Source organism: Hymenobacter nivis, assembly GCF_006439025.1.
Taxonomy (GTDB): domain Bacteria; phylum Bacteroidota; class Bacteroidia; order Cytophagales; family Hymenobacteraceae; genus Hymenobacter; species Hymenobacter nivis_A.
In genome coordinates this window covers 379,531-397,323 of sequence record NZ_RCYZ01000005.1, presented here as the reverse complement: position 1 = coordinate 397,323, position 17,793 = coordinate 379,531, and the positions used below count along the sequence as shown (strand labels likewise).

Below are 17,793 nucleotides of genomic sequence, written 5' to 3'. Positions count from 1 at the left end.
ATGGCGAAGCAAAGTGGGAATGGTGCCAACCCAAAAAACGGCGCGGAGCCTGGGCCCCGCGTCGTTTTTTGGTAGGCAAAAGCCGGGCCCGGGGCTAGCGCACCAGGTACTTGGTGCCGCCCAGCGTCAGGGTTTCGGCGTGTACTACGCGGGCGGGGGTGGTGGTGGCCAACGCCTCGCCGGGGCGGGCGGTGCGCACCGCGCCGGTGGCCTCCAGGCTAGCGCCCACGGTGAGCTTGTCGGCGAGCTGCTCCACGGCGATGGGCGAGAGCTGGAGCACGGTTTGGTCGCTCAGCACCAGGCTGCGCACGCGGCCGTTGGGGCCCCGGCGCAACTCGCGCACGGTGCCGCGCACGGTGGCGCTGGTTTCGGTGGGCGGGGTGGCGGGCGGTGTGGGGCGGGCGTCGGCCACGGTTTGGCTGCCGCTGGTCAGGCTCACGAAGTGGAAGCGGTTGCGGCCGTCGGGCCCGGCCTGGCGGAAGCCGCTCACTGTCACGGCGCTACCGGTTTTGGCGGCGGCCATCAGCTGCTGGCCAATGTGGCGCGGGAAGTGCACGGTGTCGGCCGGGGCCCCGTCGGCACGCAGCACGAAGGCGTCGTACACCTGCTCATCGTTTAGGGCTTGGTAAGCGGTGAGGGTGCCGCGCACGTCGGTCAGGGCCTGCACTTGGCCGCCGCGGGGGCCGCCGGGGCCGCCTTTGGGCCCGGGGCCCTGGGGGCCGCGGCCGGGGCCCCCGTCGGGGCCGCCGGGCAGCGGGCCGGGGCCGGCGTTGGGGCCCCCGGGGCGCTGCGGGCCGCCCACGGGCGGAGCCAGCGGGGCGGGCGGCGGGGTGGTGGTGGCGTTGGCGGCGGTTTTGGCGGCGTTGCGGGCCGATTTGGTTTTGGTTTTCACGACCGTTTGCTGGGCGTGGGCGGTGCCGGCGAAAAGCAGCGCGGCGAAGAGGGTGGCGGAAGCAAGGAGGTTGCGCATGGCAGGAAAAGGGAAATGGGGAGAGAGAAATGGGTGGGTGTCGATCCGGCTCCGGTTGCCTTTTCGACGCTACAAAATTTCTACCGCGCCCTGAAGCCGGCCTGAGCCGGACATTAATTTTTCTTCAGTCGCCCAGCGGCCTGGCCCATCCCCGCCGGAAGCCGCCTACGCAGCGCCGGGCGCGGCGGCCGAACCCGGGGGCCCCGGCGCGGGCCGTTGCGGCCGGGGTGGCGTTCTTCGCGGCTCACTTGTCTTCCCGCACGCATGGCCTCGCTCGACCCCGGCATTGGCGAAAAATTCTCGCAGCGCACCCAGCGGGCCATCAACCACGACGGCTCCTTTAATGTGCGGCGGCGCGGCGGCCCGCCCATCCACGACCCATACCAGCGGCTCATCCTCATGCCGTGGGGCCGGTTCTTCACGGAAGTTGGGGTGCTGTTTTTGCTCCTGAACGCGGCCTTTGCGCTGGCCTACATGGCCTTGGGCCTCGAAAACCTGCCCGGCGTGGCCGCCCCCCACGGCTGGGTGCAGGATTTCCTGAGCGCGCTATTTTTCTCGGTCCAGACCTTCACCAGCGTGGGTTACGGGCACGTGTACCCGGGTAGCAACGGCGCCGGGGCCCTCTCCAGCCTGGAGGCGCTGGTGGGCGTGCTCACGTTTGCGCTGGCCACGGGCTTGCTCTACGGGCGGTTTTCGCGGCCCACGGCGCGCATTTTGTTCAGCCGCGTGGCCATTGTCAGCCGGCAGCCCAACGGCCAGCCGTGCCTGCAGTTCCGGGTGGCCAACCGCCGGGCCAACATCCTGATCGAGCTCACGGCCCAGGTTATCGTCAAGTTCACCGATGCGGCCACCAAAAATATTTCCTACGCCGCCCTGCCCCTGGAGCGCGACGCCGTGAGCTTCCTGCCCCTGACTTGGACGCTGGTGCACGACCTGGGGCCCGGCAGCCCGCTGCACGGCCTGCAAGCCGCCGACTACGCGGCCCGCGACGTGGAAATCATCGTCATGCTCAAAAGCTACGACGACACCTTCGCCCAGGACGTGTACTCCCGCTACTCCTACATCCCCAGCGAGATAGCCTGGCACCGCCGCTTCCGCCGCGCCTACGACGTGGCCTCCGACGGCATCGCCGAAGTAAACCTCGATGCGCTGGACGACACAGAAGAGCTTAGTTGAATGTCAGTTAACTGCCAACTGCTAGCTGTTCAGTCCTCGTGCCCGGGCACGCCGCCCGCCGCTGGGGCCCTGGCGGCGTCGGTGGCCTCGCGGGCCAGGCGCAGTTCTTCCACGGCCGAGGTGGTGCGGGGCAGCTTGTCCAAATCGGGGGCCCCGGCATCGACCCAGCACGTGTACCAGAATGCCCCGATGAGGCGGCTGGCGTAGCGCAGCTGCCGCTCCACCTGCCCGCCCAGGCGGGCGTGGTAGGCCCGGCTGAAGTCGCGCGAGTACACGCGCACCGTGGTGGCGCCGCGGGCCTCGTAGCCGTACTTGCGGTCGGCAGGGAACGTGGCCGTCAGCGCTTTCTCAAACGAGAGGACCGAATCGACGGCGGCGTGGGAGCGGGCCAGGGCCCCCCAGGCGGCGTCGCCGGGGTGCTCCAGGTACGGCGCGGGCCCCGTAAAAAGGTCGTAGTCGCCGGCCAGCAGCTCGGGCAAGCGGCTCTCCCACAGGCCGTGGATGCCGCGCTGGCCCGTGAGCTGGCCGTTGTAGTTCTGGGTCGAATGCAGCGGCACGCAGGCGTCGGCCACGTAGTGCCCCAGGTCGGCCGAGAGGCGCAGGATGGCGTCGGCGTCCTGGCGCTGGAAGGCGGCGGTGAGCTGGTTTTTCATCCGGGCAATGTTCCAGGGCACGATGCCGTGGCGCAGCAGCGAGTCCTCGCCGTAGCGGGCCACGGCGTCTTCGTAGCGGCGGGGCAGGCCGCGGCCGTGGGTGCTCAGGCAGCTGTCGCCGTAGCGGTCCACGTCCATGAAGTGCTTGGCTGCCTCGCCGGGCACCACCGTGCGGCGCGCGTCGGGCCGGGTGGCGTTGGCCGTCATGTAGTCGATGTGCGCCTTGTAAAAGCCCACCATCTTCGGCGGCAACGTGTACACGGCCAGCCGGTTCAGTAGCCGGTGCCCAAAAAAGCCCCAGGCCCGCGCCGGCCGGGGCCCCAGCGTTAGCACTAATAAAAGAAATAATAGAGCGTAGCGCTTGGGCATAAAATATTAATAGCAAATAAGTTGGGAAGGTATTGCGGGGCGCCAGCAAAACCAAAAAAAGCTGGCCCACCCCGCGGGATGTGCCAGCTTTAAAGCCTTGGCCTTAGCGAAGCCCGGGGCCCTAGCGCCGCCCGGCCCCCGCGAATTTCATGCGGTAGTCGTGGTCCACGTCGCCCTTGCCGATGCGGGCCAGCTTGCCCTTGAGCAGCTGCTTCTTGAAGGACGAAAGCTTGTCGGTGAACAGTACGCCCTCCAGGTGGTCGTACTCATGCTGGATGATGCGGGCGTTCAGGCCCGTGAAGCCCTCCTCGTGCACCTGGCGGTTCTCGTCCTCGTAGCGCAGCACAATGTCGGGGCAGCGCTGCACCAGTTCGCGCACCCCGGGAATGCTCAGGCAGCCTTCCTCGAAGCCCCACTTCTCGCCGGTTTCGCTCACCATTACGGGGTTGATGAAGGCGCGCTTGATGGCCGGCTCGGCCTCCACGCCCTCGGCAATGTCCTCCTCGTCGAGCTCCACCATGGGGGCCGAGTCCATCACGAACAGGCGCTGGCTCTTGCCGATTTGCGGGGCGGCCAGGCCCACGCCGTGGGCGAAGTACATGGTTTCGAACATGTCAGCAATCAGCTGCTGAAGCTCGGCGGCGGGCAGGTCGGCGGGCAGGTTTTTGGCGCGGGCCTTCAGCACGGGGTCGCCGATGGCAACGATGGGGTATATCATCTGGGTAAAGCGTTGATAAAGAAGTAACACAAACAGGGGCGGGGGCCCCGGGGGTTCCGGCTAGGCCACGGCCCGGCCCGCCGGCGACTCCAGAAACGACTGGAGGATAAGGGCCGCGCTCACCCGGTCCACGGTGGCCTTGTCGCGGCGCGCCTTCTGGCCCAGGCCCCCAGCCAGCATGGCCGCGTGAGCCATGCGCGAGGTGAAGCGCTCGTCGATTTCGTGGATGGGCACCTCGGGCAGCTCCTTGCGCAGGCGGCGCAGCAGGCCCACCACGGCGCTGGTCACGTCGGTGGGCTCGTTGAGCAGCGTGCGCGGCATGCCCACCACCAGGGCCGCCAGCGGCTCGCGCCGGTGGTAGGCCAGCACGTAGGCCAGCAAGTCCTGGCTGTGGATGGTGTCGAGCGGCGAGGCAATGATGCGGCTGGGGTCCGTCACGGCCAGCCCCACGCGCTTGTTGCCGTAATCGATGGCGAGGATGCGGCCCACGGAAAAAAAGACTAGAACAGAAGCAAAAAACAGCGCCGGCTCCGGCGCCCCCGCAAAGATACGGCCGCCGCCAAGGCCCGGGCCGCGCAGGGCCCCCGCAGCGGCCAGGCAATATTGCGAACTACAATTTAATGTAAAAATCATATTTAATATGATTCCTAATAATGTGCAATTTCAATTCATGGCCCGGCGCATTGGTACTTAAATAAGCTGAAAATGGCTGAAAAAAGGTATTTGATTCCATTTACCGTTTATTCTGCGCCATTCGGCTAAAATCCATTTCTAATCGAACTAATCGCGGAAAAATTTAATTAGTTTTGAATAATCGTCCCGCGCTGTTGGTTTCGCAACGCGCTTTCCTTTGCTCCGCCGCCATGGCTTTTTCCGCGTTCTTCCGTGCTTCTTCGCGCCCCGCCGGGTCCCGCCGCGCCGGGCTGCGCGGGGCGGTGCTGCTGGCGCTGGCGTTCGGCAGCGGCCTGCTGGTGTCCAACAACCCGTTCCGGCCCTCCAGCACCAACCCCGACGCCACGGCCCGTGGCTACCTGCGCTTCAAGGAAATACTGAGCTACGTGGACCGCGACTACGTGGACTCGGTGAACACCGAGGGCCTGGCCGACTACGCCACGGCCCAGATGCTCGAGCGCCTCGACCCGCACTCGGTGTACATCCCGGCCCCCGAGCGCGAGCAGAACGACGTCTTTTTGCAGGGCGACTTCGACGGTGTGGGCCTCGATTTCAACCTTTTCCGCGACACCATGACGGTGGTGGCCCCGCTCAGCGGGGGCGCGGCGGCCCAGGCCGGCCTTCAGCCCGGCGACCAAGTACTGCGCGTGGGCGGGCAGGCAGTGTCGGGCGCCCGCCTCACCACTGCCCGCGTGGCGCAGCTGCTGCGGGGCCCCCGCGGCAGCACCGTGGCCCTGGAGGTGCGCCGGCCCGCCCCGGCCCGCACCTTCGCCCTGGCCCTGGTGCGCAGCCGGGTGCCCAACCCGTCCATCGACGCCGCGTATCTCATTGATGAGCAGACCGGCTACATCAAAATCAGCCGGTTTGCGGCCACCACCTACGACGACTTCCGGGCCGCGCTGGCCGACCTGCGCCGCCAGGGCCTCGCCCGCCTCGTGCTGGACCTGCGCGGCAACCCCGGCGGCTACCTCGACCGCGCCACCCGCGTGGCCGACGAGCTGGTGGGCGGCTCGCGCAAAATTGTGGCCATCGACGGCAAGGGCGACACCTACGACTCGCAGGTGTACGCCAAGGTGACCGGCGAATTTGAAGAGGGCCCCCTGGTGGTGCTCGTGGACGAAGGCAGCGCCTCGGCCGCCGAGGTGCTGGCCGGGGCCCTGCAAGACCACGACCGCGCCCTGCTGGTGGGCCGCCGCACCTACGGCAAAGGCCTGGTGCAGCAGCCCATTGCCCTCAGCGACGGCGGCGAGCTGCGCCTCACCATTGCCCGCTACTACACGCCCAGCGGCCGCTCCATCCAGAAGCCCTACGGCAGCAGCCGCGCCGAGTACCGCCGCGAGCTGGCCGAACGCGCCGCCCACGGCGACCTGGCCGCGGCCGACAGTAACCGCGTGGCGGGGGGGCCCTGCTTCCGCACCGACCGCGGCCGGCCGGTGTACGGCGGCGGCGGCATCATGCCCGACGTGTTTGTGCCGCGCGACACGCTGGCCTGCTCCGCCTACTATACCCGCCTGCAGGCCCACCACACGCCCCGCGCCCTGGCCCTGGCCTTCTACCAGGCCCACCGGGCCGAGCTGGAGGGCCTGCGCTTTGCCCAGTTCGACGCCACTTTCCGCGTGAGCGATGCGCAGCTGGGGGCCCTGGCCGCCGCCGCCGCCCGCGACGGCGTGCCCGCCGACGCGGCTGCCCTGCGCCGCTGCGCCCCGCTGCTGCGCAACCAAATCAAGGCCTACATCGCCCAAAGTGCCTACGGCACGGTGCCCTACTACACGGTGCTGGGCGCACGCGACGCTGAGCTGCAGCAGGCCCTGCACGCCCTCGGCGACGGCAGTGCCCAGCTGGCCCTGGCCAGCAACAAGTAGGGCCCCGGCGCCGTGGGGCCCCACCGGGCGGCCGGGCGCGGGCGGCGGCTGTGGTGTATTTTTGGACGTGCCGGATTGCCTGGCCGGCCTATGTACCGGGTGCTACGCAAACAATTATTAACGTTGCCATTATGCTAAAAATATCCAAACTGCTGCTACTATTTCCCGCCTTGTTGGCCGTGTTGTTAATTGCCGGGGGCTGCAATAAAGTGCTGAGCCTGTTGCGATTCGATGTGAAAGACACGCAGAGCTTCACGGTGCCGGCCGCCTACCCCTACGGCACAGCCCCGGTTACCTTGCCCGCCGTGACGGTGAATTCGACCTCCACTACCACCTACGCCAACAATAACACCAAGGCCCAGTACGTGCAGGACGTGAAGCTGGAGGAGCTGACGCTGACGGCCACCAGCCCCGCCGGCCAAACCTTCGACATCGTGAAGAGCGTCAAGCTCTACATCAGCACCGATGCCATGGGCACCAACAAGGTGCTCATGGCATCGCTCGACAACGTGCCCAAGGGCGCCACGTCCATCCAGCTCAACCCCGCCCCCAATACCAAACTCGACATGTACCTGCAAAACAGCAGCTACGCCCTCACCAGCGAAGTGTTGCTCAGCACGCGCCCGCCCCAAGATGTGGTAGTGCGCGTCGACAGCAAGTTCAGCGTGGCGGCCAGCTTGCCGTAGGGCCCTGGGCAAACGCTTGATTTTCAATTTTCAAAAGGCCACTCTTAACGGAGTGGCCTTTTTGCATTTAGGGCCCCGGGGGCAGGGTGGCGTTGAAATGATCGACCAGCTGCACCATCTCGGTTAGGTTGTCGTAGCGCAGGCTGTGCTGCCGGGCGTACACGGCCATGTCGCCCTCGGCCGCCCCAAACAGCCGTAGCACCGCCCGCTGGCTGAGCGCCAGGGGTTGGGCTAGCGGCTGGGCCAGTGGCTGGGCCTGGGGCCGGGCCGGGGTGGCCACGTACAGCTCGGAGGTGCGCCGGAACTGCGCGGCCTGGGTTTCGACGCCGATGGCAGCGTTGCGCACGGCCCCCACCAGCTCCAGGTCGTAGCCCAGCAGCAGGCGCACGGGGCCCTCGGTTAGCTCTTCGAGCAGCAGGCGGCCCGCGTCGCCCACGCGGTAAGCCCCAAAGCGGTGGCCCGGCCGGCCGGGCGCGTTGTTCAGCACGAAGCCCCGCAGGCTGCCCACCGGGTAGAGGCGCACGCCCCCGGGCACGGCAGCGTCCTGCACCTCCACCCAGTGGTGCACCAAGTTGTAGCGCAGGCCGGGCACGGGCTGCTCCTCGCCCTTGATGGGAAGCAGGGCCCCGGGCACCCAGTCGGGGTCGTAGTAGTGGGCCACGTGGGCGGCTTCGGCGGCCAGAGCCCGCTCGTCGGCGGTATTGGCCTGGTTCAGGTTGTGGGTGGAGGTGGGCCGGCCGTGGCTGATGTCCTCCAAGTCCTTGCTGTTCAGGCCCGATTGGGCCCGGGCGGGCGCGGTGGCCAGCAGCAGGGCTCCCAGCAGCAGGCCGGGCAGAGCGGATGGGCGCATGGCAGCAAAGGATAGAGCGGAAAGTGCGCTCAATTTACTGTGCCCGCGCCCATTAGGGCCCCCGCTACCGGTTGCGGCCGTACTGCTCGTGGCTGCTCACCCAGTCCGAGCTGCTGATGGCGGCAGCCAGGCTAAGCTCGCCGGCCAGCACCACGCCGGCCACAATTTCGGCAAACTTGTACACCGTGCCGGGGCCCACGCAGCCCAGCAGGCGCAGGCACTCATGCTGGGTGGCCAGGCCGGTGCCGCCGCCGTGGGTAGCCACAATCAGCGACGGGATGGTGATGTTGAGGTACAAATCGCCCTCCTTCGTCACCTCCGAGTACAGCACCGCGGCACTCGACTCGCTCACGTTGGCCACGTCCTGACCCGTGGCTATGAACAGCGCCGTGATGCCGTTGGCCGAGTGCACGCCGTTGTTGTTGGCCCCCGACATGAACGCGCCGACGGTGCTCACCTGCCCGTGGTAGGCCAGCTGCTCGGGCGTCACGCGCATGCGCTGCTGCAGCACGTCGCGTTTCACCACGGCCTCCGCCACCACGCGCTTGCCGCGGGTGCGCATCACGTTGATTTGCGAGGCCTTTTTGTCGGTGGCAAAGTTCGATTCGAGGTAGAAGTGCTCGATTTTAGGGCCCTCGTAGTTGGCTAATATCCAGGAGCACGCGGCAAACGTGGCGCGGCCCACCATGTTCTGGCCCGCCGCGTCGCCAGTGCTGAAGTTGAAGCGCAGGTAGGCAAATTTGTTGGTCAAGTACGTGTCGATGTACTGCAGCTTGGCCACGCGCGACGTGCTTTCGGCCTCCGGCCGAATGCGCTCCAGGTTGTCGGCCACCCACTGGCCAAAGTCGCGGGCCCCCCGCGCATCGGCGAACACGAACACCGGGGCCCGCTGCATGGCGTCGCCAATCACGGTGCACTTCACGCCGCCGCACAGGTTTAGCACCTGCATGCCGCGGTTGTAGCTGGCCACGAGCGTGCCCTCGGTGGTGGCCATCGGAATAAGGAAGTCGCCCTGCGCGTGTTCGCCGTTCACGGCCAGGGGCCCCGCCAGGCCCACCGGCACCTGCGCCACGCCCACAAAATGCTCGCAGTTGCCTCGCAAGTCGTGGGCGTCAAACGAGTACGACTTCAGGTGCTGAAAATGCTGCTGCGTGAACTCTTCCGCGAACCGCTGCCGGGCCTGGATGGCGGCCTCCGAGTAATCGTCGTCGTCGGAGCGCGGGATGCGGGGGCGGCTGGCGGCCGCGCCCACAATGGCGTCCTCCACCTCCACGTGCAAGTCGCCGAGCGCATCGGTCGAAAACCACACCTGCACCGGGTAAACGCCCTCGGGCAGGGCCGCCGTGGCCAGCGCAAACGTGAGGCTGCGGCCCACGGGCAGCTCCAGGGCCTGGCCGTCGGCGGGCCCTAGGGCGGTGGCGGGGCGCACGTCGCCATTGCCCAAATCCAGCGTTACCTGGGCGGCCGGCACCACCACGTCGCCCACCTGCACCTGCCGCAAGCCGGTGATTTTCACCGTGTCCAGCCGGTTTTTGAGGCTGAAGGCGACGCCCTGGCCATCGGGCAAATTGTGCAGGCTGCCGCGCGTGTACAGCAGCTTCAGCAGCATGGGGCTAGGCGTAAAAACCATTTGGAATCGAAATTAAGAAAGGTATTGTGCCGCTTGTACTGCAATTAGGGCCCCGGCGAAGGTGCAGGATTATGGGGTTTGAGGCTTTCTGAAATTGATTGGCACAGCTACAGTAGTGTTAATGGGAACGCCGTTTTGGGTTGCAGGCTCGAAACCAGTCAATGATTCTATTACTCGAATAACCTCGGCGTCGGCCGCTGGTGTCAAACTTTCCAAAATGACGGGCTTCTGCACATGGCCAACTGAATCTACGATAAAGCTTGCGAGCACTTGCCCTTCAGGGTAACTGGGCCGGTACTCAACATTACGTTGAATAAAAGCGACAACTGTGGCGCTTCCTCCGCCTTGAAATAGAATTCTGGTAGTGGAAAGGTTTGGGTCCAATACTACTCCAAGTGCGTTTTCTTCATGGGTAGATGTCTTATTCTTACCAGGTAAATCTTCAACATCTCCCACCAATTCCACCCGTTTTACCTGCTTCATCACCTTCGCCTTATGGCTCCGGGGCCCCCGCCGCACCTGGGCCAGTGCTTCCCGGGCGTTCAGGCCCTGGGCCACCACCAGCACCAGCGCCACCACAAACCAGCGCAGCCGCCGCGTGAGGGGCGGGGGCCCCTGCACCTGGGCCCCGGCGAGAGCGACCGCACACGCGCCCGTCGGGCGCGGCGGCGCGGGCGGTGGCCAGGTCGGCGGCGGGGATCTGCGACTGAGTAAAGTCCTGCACCACACGCTGGCAGCGGGCGCAGTGGCGGCCTTGGGCGGCGGGCGTCATGGCGGCCCAGCTCTCGGAGCACGGTAGTAAGTGGGCGCGGAAGGCGGGTAGCAGCAGCATGGCGGGCGAGGCGGTAGCAGGGCAGAAAAGGTACAGGTTTTCCGGCCGGGGGCTGTGCCGGCAATTGATTATTGTGCACGCCGCATAAACCGCGCTTATGGCTGGGGCCCCCGCCGCGGGGCCCCCACGGTCCCGGCGGCGGGGCCCCCAAGGCCGTGCTCTCCCAAACCTGTGCAAATACTGATTTGCACAACTAATTGATTGATAAGCGAGTATTAATGTGTGGCGCCTGGTCGTAAGCCAAATGCCCAGCACCGCGGTTTACCAACGCCGCGCCTGGGTTGCTGGCCCGCGGCCAGGGGGCAGCCCTGGCCGCGGGGCGCCGGGGGTGCCCATGCACCGGGGCCCCTGTGTTACCTTTGTAGGCTATTGGGTTGGGGCCGCCAGTCTATCGCTCTATCTTCACTATGTCCTCATCTTTCGAATACCCTCGCTTTACCCTTGGTGACACGCTCACCGACGAACAGCGGGCTTTCTTTGCCAAGTACGGCTTCTTGCACTTTCGGCCGTTTGCTTCGCCTGCTCAGGTGCAGGAAATCCTCCAAGCCACCCAGGACGTGCAGCGCCGCTGGTTGGCCGAGGGCGTGGAAAAAGTGAACGGCGTGCCCATCAAGTACGGGCAGGACGTGGACGGCTCCCGCATCGTGCAGCGCTTTGCCTTCACCTCGCAGCATCACCCGGTGCTGCACGAGTTGCTGCAAGACCCGCGCTTCAAGGCCTTGTTTCCGCTGCTCGAAGCCGAAGGCGGCCGGGTGGGCGAAAACGAGAAGGACGGCCTCGTGGTGAACCACTACGTGAACATCCCGGGCTCCGAGTTCAGCCAGATGGGCTGGCACACCGACTCGCTGCGCGACGTGTTCTACGGCAAGCGCATCGGGCCCATGCTCAACGTGGGCCTGCACCTCGACGGCACCAAGGCCACCAACGGCGGCCTGCGCGTCATCCCCGGCACGCACCGCCAGGGCCTGGGCAAGATGCTCTTCCGCAAGAAGTACTACAAGGACGTGCACTACGACCCGAACGAAATTGCCATCGAAACCGAGCCCGGCGACCTCACCGTGCACGACGGCCGCATGTGGCACCGCGTGGCCCAGTCGCCGCTCGTGGGCGAGGCCTCGCGCCGCCGCGTGATGTACGTGCCCCTCATCGCGGGCAAGTACCAGCCCAAGAGCGAAGACAGCCCCACGCCGTTCTACCTGCGCTTCCTGCACTTGGTGAAGTAAGTGGATGAGTGAACCGGTGAATCGGCGAATGACTTGCGCTTAATCCCCGCCATTCGCTCGCTCACCAACTCAATCATTCGCCAATTCACTCACTCAAAAAAAATGGCTTACGCCCTCGTCACCGGCGCTTCGCGCGGCATTGGCCGGGCCCTGGCCATTGCCCTGGCCCAGCGCGGCTACGACTTACTGCTCGTGGCCCGCTCCGAAGACCAGCTGCGGGCCCTGGCCCAGGAAATAGGGGCCCGGCACCAGCACCAGAGCCACATCCTGGCCCTCGACCTGGCCGCCCCCGGGGCCGCCGAGGCCGTGGCCGCCTGGGCCCTGGCCCACACCAAGGAGCTGGCCGTGCTGGTAAACAACGCCGGCTACGGCCTCTGGGGCCGCTTCGAGGCGCTGCCCCTGGCCGAGCAGCAAAACATGCTGCAACTGAACATGCTGCTGCCCGTGGCCCTCACCCACGCCCTGCTGCCGGCCCTGCGCCAGCAGCCGCGGGCCTACGTTCTCAACGTGGCCAGCACCGCCGCCTACCAGGCCGTGCCGTCGCTGGCGCTCTACGCGGCGAGTAAGTCGTTCGTGGTGAGCTTCAGCCGGGGCCTGCGCTACGAGCTGAAAAACAGCCCGGTATCGGTGACGTGCCTGAGCCCGGGGGCCACCGATACCGCCTTTGCCGACCGCGCTGGTATGGGGGCCGAGCTGCAAAAAACTGCCTCCAAGGTGTCGATGACGCCCACTGCCGTGGCCCGCGCCGCCGTGCGGGCCCTGCTAGCCGGCCGGGCCGAGGTTATCCCTGGCCTGCTCAACAAAGTAACCGTAGGCCTGACCGCCGTGGCCCCCAAGAAGCTGACCGAGAAAATTGCCGCCGGCATCTACGAGAAGTACTTGTAAGGATTGAGCCACTAGCTGCTTGCTCCTACTAACAAGCGCTCAAGCTTGCGCTTAGTCGCAAAGAGGGGCCCCGGCAGCAATTGCTGCCGGGGCCCCTCTTTGTTGACAAAACCCTGAGCGCTACGCCGGGTCAGTGGGCCAGATGCGGCCCCCCAGCCAGTAGGCCGCCCAGGCAAAGAGTGGGGCCCCCAGCACGTCGTACACGTAGTGCACGTGCTGCACCAGCACCAGCACGCCGATGGTGGCGGCCAACGCGCCGAGCGTGGCCCGCCACCAGCGCCCGCGCACGGCCAGCGCCAGCAGCACCACGGTGGCCGTGTGGCCCGAAAAAAACAGGTCCTTGGTGATGGGCACGGCGACGCTGGCGTGGAACAGGTGCTCGGTGAACGGGTCGGGGAAGGGCAGGATGCCCACCGGCGGCTCCAGCGGCAGCACCCAGATGGTGGCCATGCGCAGCAATTGCAGCAGAAAATAGGCCCACACGCCGCGCACCAGCAGCTGCGGCCGCCCCAGCAGCCAGGCCACGGCGGCAATGCAGCTGCCGTACATCAGGAAGAAAATGGGGCTGGCCACGTCGCGGGCCGGTAGGTGGGCCAGCACGGGGTCGGCCAGGTGGTGGCCGGCGCGCTGCTGGATGAAGTGGTAGAACGGCGCCGCCGCCGGCACCAGGCCCGCAAAAAGCAACACCAGCGGCAGCACCAGCAGGTTTCGGAACCCGGGCTGCGCCCACGCGCCCACCCAGGTGCGGGCGGAGGCCCCGGCGGGGGCAGCAGGAGCTACAACGGGGGACGATACGCGCATGGCAACGAATAAAACCGGCCGGCCGGGCCGGATCGAACCACAAAAATAATGCGCAAACGGGCCCCGGCCCTACATTGCCGTAACATTGGCCGCCCGGCCATAACCTCCGCGTAACCGTTTGCCATGACTTTTTCGCTGCTTTCGCGGCCCGCGCTGCGCGGGGCCGCCCTGGGCCTGGGGGCCCTGCTGGGGCCCCTGGCCGCCACGGCCCAAAACGCCGCCCTCGACGCCCGCATTGCCAAGCTGGCGGCGGCTGAGGAGGCCAAAGTCATTGCCTGGCGGCGCGACCTGCACGAGCACCCCGAGCTGGGCAACGAGGAAAACCGCACCGCCGCCCTGGTGGCCGCCCACCTCAAAAGCCTGGGCTTCGAGGTGACCACCGGCGTGGCCCGCACCGGCGTGGTGGGCATCTTGCGCGGCGGCAAGCCGGGCCCCGTGGTGGCCCTGCGCGCCGACATGGACGCCTTGCCCGTGACCGAGGCCCCCGGCTTGGCCTACGCTTCTACTGTGAAAACCACGTACTTGGGGCAGGCTGTGGGCGTGATGCACGCCTGTGGCCACGACACCCACGTGGCCATGCTGATGGGCGCGGCCGAGGTGCTGGCCCAGGTGAAAAAAGACCTGCCCGGTACCGTCAAGTTCATCTTCCAGCCCGCCGAGGAAGGCTCGGTGCCCGGCACCGAGGGCGGGGCCAAGCTGATGGTGAAGGAAGGCGTGATGGAGAACCCCAAGGTGGACGCCGTGTTCGGCCTGCACATCGCCTCGGGCATTGAGGTGGGCAACCTGCGCTACCGGCCCGAGGGCTACTACGCTGCCGCCGACGTGTTTCAAATTGTGGTGAAGGGCAAATCGGCCCACGGCGCAGCCCCCTGGGCCAGCGTGGACCCGGTGGTGGTGGCCGCCCAAATCGTGCTGGGCCTGCAAACCGTCGTCAGTCGCCAAACCGAGCTGACGAAGGCCGCGGCCGTGGTTACGGTGGGCAAAATCGACGGCGGGGTGCGCAACAACATCATTGCCGAGCAGGTGACGATGATCGGCACCATCCGGACCCTGGACAAGGGCATGCAGCAAAAGATCTGGGCCGACGTGCGCCGCACCGCCGAGGGCATTGCCGCCAGCGCCGGCGCCACGGCCGAGGTCAGCATCACCCCCGTGGTGCCCGTGACCTACAACGACCCGCGCCTGACCGCCCAGATGCTGCCCACCCTGCGCGCCGTGGCGGGCCCCACCCACGTGCAGCTAAAGGAGGCCACCACCGGCGCGGAGGACTTCTCCTACTACGCCGAAAAGGCCCCCGGCCTGTTCGTGAACCTGGGCGGCTTGGCTCCGGGCACCGACCCGGCCCAAGTGCCCTCGCACCACACCGCGGGCTTCAAAATCGACGAGAGCGGCCTGGAGTTAGGCGTAAAAACCCTGGCCACCCTAGCGGCCGACTACCTCGCGCAAAAGCATCATTAATTATTTGATAAGTGCAATAAAGTGACTTATCAAGGGTTTTTGGGGCCCCAACGCATTATTCAGGGCAGCGGTGTGAAGCGAAGGTTAACAAGATTATGGCTTTTGTAGTATTTTAGGAAGATAGACGAGGGTTCGACTAGGAAAAAACCTAAGTTGCAGGGCAATCAAACGCTGCTGTTACATCCGTTTTTCCCTATTTTCCCACCCACCCTCGTTTATGAAGAAACATTACTCTGCCAAGGCCTTGTTGCTAATGGGTACGCTGCTGGCCGCGACCACCGCGCAGGCGCAAAACGCGCCGCGCGTCCAGAACAAAGTGCTGGGGGCCCACGGCCAGCCCGAATTAATTCAATTCAGCGCCGCTGGCAAAGCCGCTTACCGGGGCCCCGCCGACGGCGAGCAGCTGCTGCGCACGCAGCTGGCCCTGGGCCCCAACGACCAGTTGCGGCCCACCCGGGTCGAAACCGACGCGCTGGGCTTTACCCACCAGAAATTTGCCCAGTACTACAAGGGCATTCGGGTGGAGCATGCTGCCTACACGGTGCACGCCCGGGGCGGGGCCGTGGAGAGCATCAGCGGCGACTACGAGCAGCTGGCTGGCCTGAGCACCGTGCCCACCCTGGGCGTGGCCGGGGCCCTCGACAGGGCCCTGGGCCACGTAGGGGCCGCCAAGTACATGTGGCAGGACGCCGCCGCCGAGGCCGGCCTGAAGGCCGAGCTGGGCGACCCCGCCGCCACCTACCGCCCCCAGGGCGAGCTGGTGATTGTGCGCGACGCGGCCACCGACCAGCCCGTGCTGGCCTATAAGTTCAACATCTACGCCCAGCAGCCGGTGAGCCGCGCCTACATCTACGTCGATGCCAGCAGCGGCAAAGTGGTGCTGCAAGACAACATCATCAAGCACGCCACGGGGGCCCCGGCCACCTTCGCCACCGCCTACAGCGGCACCCGCACGCTGGCCACCGAAACGGCCACCGGCGGCTACCACCTGCGCGAGTATACCCGCGGCCTGGGCATCGAAACCTACAACTGCAAAAAGGGCAACAGCTACACCGCCGCCACCGACTTCACCGACGCCGACAACAACTGGACGGCCGCTGAATATAACAACGCCAACTACGACAACGTGGCCGGCGACGCCCACTTCGGGGCCCAGGCCACCTACGACTATTGGAAGGCAGTGCACGCGCGCAGCAGCTACGACAACGCCGGGGCCAAAATCAAGAGCTACGTGCACTACGATGACACGCCCAACACCGCGGCCGGCTACGAGAATGCCTACTGGAACGGCTCGGTGATGACCTACGGCGACGGGGCCAGCACCTTCAAGCCCCTCACGGCCCTGGACGTGTGCGGCCACGAAATCGGCCACGCGGTGTGCGAAAACACCGCCAACCTCACCTACGCCAACGAGTCGGGGGCCATGAACGAGGGCTTGTCTGACATCTGGGGCGCGAGCGTGGAGAAGTTCACCTGCGACCAGCTGGGCCTCACGAAATCGACCTGGGACATTGGCGAGGACATCATGAAGGCCGGCGGGGCCCTACGCTCGATGAGCAACCCCAACCTCTACGGCCAGCCCGCGCTCTACAAGGGCAAGTACTGGGCCGCTACCACGTCGTCGCCGTCTAACGCCAACGACCAGGGCGGCGTGCACACCAACTCGGGCGTGCTCAACTACTGGTACTACCTGATTGCCGTGGGCAAGTCGGGCACCAACGAGGCCGGCACGGCCTACAGCGTGGCCGGCATCGGCCTGACGGACGCCGCCAAAATCACCTTCCGCATGGAAGACGTGTACATGACGGCCTCCTCCACCTACGCCCAGGCCCGCACCTATTCTATCCAGGCGGCCACCGACTTATTCGGTGCCTCTTCTGCTCAAACCTTGGCCGTGACCAACGCCTGGACGGCCGTGGGCGTGGGCACCAGCACCACCACGCCGCCCACTACCGGCACCTACTGCACCATCAAGGGCGGCAGCCAGGCCTACGAGTGGATTGACTTGGTGAAATTGGGCACCATCAACCGCACCTCGGGGGCCGACGGCGGCTACTACAACGGCACGGCCACCAGCACCACCGTGGCCGCTGGTTCCAGCCAGACCATTAGCTTCTCGGCCGGCTTCAAAAGCTCGGCCTACACCGAATACTGGAAAATCTACATCGATTACAACCAGGACGGGGACTTTGCCGACACCGGCGAGCTCGTGGTGAGCGGCAGCAGCAGCAGCACGGGCACCCTCACCAGCACCTTCGCGGTGCCCACCACGGCCCGCACCGGCAGCACCCGCCTGCGCGTCATCATGAGCGACGCCAGCGCCACCGCCAGCTGCGGCAGCTACAGCTACGGCGAAACCGAGGATTATACGCTGACTATCAGCGGCGGCGCGGCCATTGCCGACGAGCCCGCCACGCTCACCGGCACGCCCCTCGGCAACGAAGTGGCTCAGGTCCTGCAGCTCTACCCCAACCCCGCCACCGACGCCCTGCGCCTGGTGCTGCCCGGCCGCGCCACCGCCACCTCGGTGCAGGTGACGGACGTGCGCGGGGCCCTGCGCGCCGTGCCCTACGCCGACGGCGTGCTCAACGTGTCGGGCCTGGCCAACGGCCTGTACACCCTCACCGTGAGCGACGGCCAGAAGGTGTTCCACCACAAGTTTGTAAAGCACTAGGCCGCGGCTGCGTAATGCATAAAACAGGGCCCCCAGCACTGCTGAGGGCCCTGTCTGTTTGGGGGGAAACGTCAAGAGCGTAGTGGCGCCGTGCAGCATTTGCCACGGCTAAAGCACAATGGCTTGGCGGGTTGCTACCGGGCCAAACGGGCCTATTGGAGCGGCTCGAGCAATTGCAGCCGGCAGCGTGGATTGCATTGCGGTGGCGCACGCAGCACCGCGGCCTTCCCGTTAAATTCGTTGGATTGCTAGGGCGCGTGTAAGGAAATGGGCCTACTTGCCCACGTTGCTCCACAATCTTTTGCCAGGGCCCCGGGGGCCACCGGCTGGTTTC

15 protein-coding genes are annotated in these 17,793 nt (G+C 66.3%); 7 read left to right on the top strand and 8 right to left on the bottom strand.

All coding sequences use genetic code 11. The annotated features are described in order from the left end of the window. Positions 1–94: 94 nt before the first annotated feature. Positions 95–970, bottom strand: a complete 876-nt coding sequence (locus EAH73_RS23405; RefSeq protein WP_193560203.1) for a hypothetical protein — start codon at positions 968–970, stop codon at positions 95–97. Positions 971–1,234: 264 nt separating this feature from the next. On the opposite strand from EAH73_RS23405, the gene EAH73_RS14250 reads away from it, so the two are divergent. After that, positions 1,235–2,146 (top strand): ion channel, encoded by a 912-nt coding sequence (locus tag EAH73_RS14250; protein ID WP_140467640.1) that lies wholly within the window; start codon positions 1,235–1,237, stop codon positions 2,144–2,146. Between the two features lie 29 nt (positions 2,147–2,175). On the opposite strand, the gene EAH73_RS14245 is transcribed toward EAH73_RS14250, so the two are convergent. From EAH73_RS14245 to ruvX, 3 genes are all read right to left on the bottom strand, one after another. Continuing rightward, entirely contained in the window at positions 2,176–3,168 is a 993-nt protein-coding gene (locus EAH73_RS14245; protein ID WP_140467638.1) for a zinc dependent phospholipase C family protein, read from the bottom strand. Positions 3,169–3,289: 121 nt separating this feature from the next. Then, complete coding sequence (def, locus tag EAH73_RS14240) at positions 3,290–3,886, bottom strand: peptide deformylase (RefSeq protein ID WP_140467636.1); 597 nt, start codon at positions 3,884–3,886, stop codon at positions 3,290–3,292. A 60-nt stretch (positions 3,887–3,946) separates the two neighbouring features. After that, complete coding sequence (ruvX, locus tag EAH73_RS14235) at positions 3,947–4,375, bottom strand: Holliday junction resolvase RuvX (RefSeq protein WP_140467634.1); 429 nt, start codon at positions 4,373–4,375, stop codon at positions 3,947–3,949. A gap of 374 nt (positions 4,376–4,749) precedes the next feature. Between ruvX and EAH73_RS14230 the strand changes: the two genes are divergently transcribed. Beyond that, on the top strand, positions 4,750–6,420 hold the full coding sequence (locus tag EAH73_RS14230) for a S41 family peptidase (protein WP_140467632.1): 1,671 nt from the start codon (positions 4,750–4,752) through the stop codon (positions 6,418–6,420). A gap of 131 nt (positions 6,421–6,551) precedes the next feature. Then, a complete protein-coding gene (locus tag EAH73_RS14225) occupies positions 6,552–7,106 on the top strand; it encodes a hypothetical protein (protein WP_140467630.1) in 555 nt (184 codons plus the stop codon). Between the two features lie 67 nt (positions 7,107–7,173). Here EAH73_RS14225 and EAH73_RS14220 read toward each other — a convergent pair whose 3' ends face one another. The 3 genes from EAH73_RS14220 to EAH73_RS14210 form a co-directional block, all read right to left on the bottom strand. After that, the gene (locus tag EAH73_RS14220) at positions 7,174–7,956 is read right to left on the bottom strand and encodes a hypothetical protein (protein WP_140467628.1); all 783 of its coding nucleotides are present in this window, start codon (positions 7,954–7,956) and stop codon (positions 7,174–7,176) included. 64 nt (positions 7,957–8,020) lie between these two features. Beyond that, positions 8,021–9,586 (bottom strand): hydroxymethylglutaryl-CoA reductase, encoded by a 1,566-nt coding sequence (locus EAH73_RS14215; protein WP_140467626.1) that lies wholly within the window; start codon positions 9,584–9,586, stop codon positions 8,021–8,023. Between the two features lie 69 nt (positions 9,587–9,655). Beyond that, complete coding sequence (locus tag EAH73_RS14210; protein WP_140467625.1) at positions 9,656–10,162, bottom strand: energy transducer TonB; 507 nt, start codon at positions 10,160–10,162, stop codon at positions 9,656–9,658. Positions 10,163–10,825: 663 nt separating this feature from the next. Here EAH73_RS14210 and EAH73_RS14205 point away from each other — a divergent pair. Next, a complete protein-coding gene (locus EAH73_RS14205; protein ID WP_140467623.1) occupies positions 10,826–11,641 on the top strand; it encodes a phytanoyl-CoA dioxygenase family protein in 816 nt (271 codons plus the stop codon). A 102-nt stretch (positions 11,642–11,743) separates the two neighbouring features. Continuing rightward, positions 11,744–12,526, top strand: a complete 783-nt coding sequence (locus EAH73_RS14200) for an SDR family NAD(P)-dependent oxidoreductase (RefSeq protein WP_140467621.1) — start codon at positions 11,744–11,746, stop codon at positions 12,524–12,526. A 120-nt stretch (positions 12,527–12,646) separates the two neighbouring features. On the opposite strand, the gene EAH73_RS14195 is transcribed toward EAH73_RS14200, so the two are convergent. After that, positions 12,647–13,327 carry a phosphatase PAP2-related protein gene (locus EAH73_RS14195; RefSeq protein WP_140467619.1) on the bottom strand — a complete coding sequence of 227 codons (681 nt, stop codon included), beginning with the start codon at positions 13,325–13,327 and terminating at the stop codon, positions 12,647–12,649. A gap of 123 nt (positions 13,328–13,450) precedes the next feature. On the opposite strand from EAH73_RS14195, the gene EAH73_RS14190 reads away from it, so the two are divergent. Both EAH73_RS14190 and EAH73_RS14185 read left to right on the top strand, forming a co-directional pair. Next, positions 13,451–14,785 (top strand): amidohydrolase, encoded by a 1,335-nt coding sequence (locus EAH73_RS14190; protein WP_140467617.1) that lies wholly within the window; start codon positions 13,451–13,453, stop codon positions 14,783–14,785. Between the two features lie 217 nt (positions 14,786–15,002). After that, entirely contained in the window at positions 15,003–17,459 is a 2,457-nt protein-coding gene (locus EAH73_RS14185; protein ID WP_140467615.1) for a M4 family metallopeptidase, read from the top strand. Positions 17,460–17,793: the final 334 nt, after the last annotated feature.

Coding starts and splice junctions, on each gene's coding strand:
- EAH73_RS23405 (WP_193560203.1), bottom strand. CDS start 970: ATGCGCAACCTCCTTGCTTCCGCCACCCTCTTCGCCGCGCTGCTTTTC.
- EAH73_RS14250 (WP_140467640.1), top strand. CDS start 1,235: ATGGCCTCGCTCGACCCCGGCATTGGCGAAAAATTCTCGCAGCGCACC.
- EAH73_RS14245 (WP_140467638.1), bottom strand. CDS start 3,168: ATGCCCAAGCGCTACGCTCTATTATTTCTTTTATTAGTGCTAACGCTG.
- def (WP_140467636.1), bottom strand. CDS start 3,886: ATGATATACCCCATCGTTGCCATCGGCGACCCCGTGCTGAAGGCCCGC.
- EAH73_RS14230 (WP_140467632.1), top strand. CDS start 4,750: ATGGCTTTTTCCGCGTTCTTCCGTGCTTCTTCGCGCCCCGCCGGGTCC.
- EAH73_RS14225 (WP_140467630.1), top strand. CDS start 6,552: ATGCTAAAAATATCCAAACTGCTGCTACTATTTCCCGCCTTGTTGGCC.
- EAH73_RS14220 (WP_140467628.1), bottom strand. CDS start 7,956: ATGCGCCCATCCGCTCTGCCCGGCCTGCTGCTGGGAGCCCTGCTGCTG.
- EAH73_RS14215 (WP_140467626.1), bottom strand. CDS start 9,586: ATGGTTTTTACGCCTAGCCCCATGCTGCTGAAGCTGCTGTACACGCGC.
- EAH73_RS14205 (WP_140467623.1), top strand. CDS start 10,826: ATGTCCTCATCTTTCGAATACCCTCGCTTTACCCTTGGTGACACGCTC.
- EAH73_RS14200 (WP_140467621.1), top strand. CDS start 11,744: ATGGCTTACGCCCTCGTCACCGGCGCTTCGCGCGGCATTGGCCGGGCC.
- EAH73_RS14195 (WP_140467619.1), bottom strand. CDS start 13,327: ATGCGCGTATCGTCCCCCGTTGTAGCTCCTGCTGCCCCCGCCGGGGCC.
- EAH73_RS14190 (WP_140467617.1), top strand. CDS start 13,451: ATGACTTTTTCGCTGCTTTCGCGGCCCGCGCTGCGCGGGGCCGCCCTG.
- EAH73_RS14185 (WP_140467615.1), top strand. CDS start 15,003: ATGAAGAAACATTACTCTGCCAAGGCCTTGTTGCTAATGGGTACGCTG.